General features: G+C 70.4%; 2 protein-coding genes. Both read left to right on the top strand.

What is annotated here, in order from left to right; all coding sequences use genetic code 11:
* Nucleotides 1–120 precede the first annotated feature (120 nt).
* The gene (locus CM1CMNOD_RS23205) at nucleotides 121–462 is read left to right on the top strand and encodes a DUF6444 domain-containing protein (RefSeq protein ID WP_013871791.1); all 342 of its coding nucleotides are present in this window, start codon (nucleotides 121–123) and stop codon (nucleotides 460–462) included.
* Nucleotides 459–1541 carry an IS66 family transposase gene (tnpC, locus tag CM1CMNOD_RS14225; RefSeq protein ID WP_013873072.1) on the top strand — a complete coding sequence of 361 codons (1083 nt, stop codon included), beginning with the start codon at nucleotides 459–461 and terminating at the stop codon, nucleotides 1539–1541. The genes CM1CMNOD_RS23205 and tnpC overlap by 4 nt, the downstream gene beginning before the upstream one ends.
* Nucleotides 1542–1570 lie beyond the last annotated feature (29 nt).

Below are 1570 nucleotides of genomic sequence, written 5' to 3' on the forward strand. Positions count from 1 at the left end.
TGTAACTGGTCAGGTCCCGTAGATCGTTTGTTTTGGTTCCTCGGCTGGCCGGGTGTTGCCGGTGACACGGCGAGCCGGGCTATTGGCGGGCTGTGGTTGACCAGGTCGTAGGGTCCGGGTGTGTCCGATGATCCGCCCTCGTCGCCGCCGGTGCCGTCGTATGACGAGCTCGCGGCGCTGGTGGTGAGCTTGCAGGCGGATCTCGCGCGGGCGCTGGAGCGGATCGCCGAGCTGGAGACGCAGCTTCAGAAGACGTCGCGGAGCTCGGCGAAGCCGCCGAGCTCGGACGGGCTGGCGAAACCACCGCCGAAGTCGCTGCGGACGAAGACCGGCCGGCGGCCCGGTGGGCAGGACGGGCATCCGGGATCGACGCTACGGATGGTCGCCGAGCCTGACGTGCGCCTGCGGCACGAGCCGGGCCGTGTGCGGGGTGCGGGACGTCGCTTGCGGGCCGGCCGGTGACCCGGAGCGAACGCCGGCAGGTGTTCGACCTGCCCGAGCTACGCCCGCACGTGGTCGAACACGAGCTGGTCGAGCGGGAGTGCGGCTGCGGGGCACGGACAAGGGCGGCGGCGCCGGCGGGGGTGGACGCCCCGGTCCAGTACGGGCCGCGGGTCACCGCTGCGGCGGTCTACCTCTATTCCGGCCAGTTCCTGTCGAAGGACCGGACCGCGACCGCGTTGGCCGAACTGGTCGGGATACCCCTGTCGGCGGGCACCGTCGGCGCGATGACCGCCCGCGCCGCCGCCGGACTGGACGGCTTCCGTGACACCGTCCGTGATCTGCTGGCCGCCGCCGACGTGATCGGGGCCGATGAGACCGGGCTGCGGGTCGCCGGGAAGCTGCACTGGGTGCACTGCGCCCGCACCGACAAGTACACGCTGATCGACTGCCACCCCCACCGGGGGACCGCAGGCATCGACGCGCTCGGGGTGCTACCCGGCTTCGACGGGGTGATCGTCCACGACGCCTGGGCACCCTACGACAGCTATACCGCCGCCACCCACCAGCTCTGCCTCGCCCACGTGCTACGCGAACTCCAGGCTGTGGTCGACACCGCTCCGGCCGGGACCTGGTGCTGGGCCGCCCAGGCCGCCGACGCTCTCGTCGCCCTACACCGGCTGGCAGGCGACGCCGCCGCGACCGGCACCCCGGTCGACAAGCAGGACCTGGCCACCCAGACTCGGCTGCTCCGCCACGCCGCCCACATCGGGATCAGCCAGACCTCCCCCCGGAGCACGACGCTCATGGCCGCCCGCCACGCCCTGGCCTGCCGGCTCGTCGACCGCGAAACCGACTACCTGCGTTTCACCCGTAACACGCGGATACCGGCGGACAACAACGGCTCCGAACGCGACATCCGTATGATCAAACTACGGCAGAAGGTATCCGGCTGCCTCCGCACCCTCACCGGCGCCCGCCAGTTCTGCGCGATCCGAAGCTACCTGTCCACCGCCACCAAACACGGCATCCCCCTGTTCGACGCCCTCGTCCAACTCGCCGAGGGCCGTCCCTGGATGCCCGCAACCAGCTACACGTAACTCAAGATCAAAAACTACCTGACCAGTTA

Source organism: Protofrankia symbiont of Coriaria myrtifolia, from assembly GCF_900634755.1.
In the GTDB taxonomy this organism is placed as follows: Bacteria; Actinomycetota; Actinomycetes; order Frankiales; family Frankiaceae; genus Protofrankia; species Protofrankia coriariae.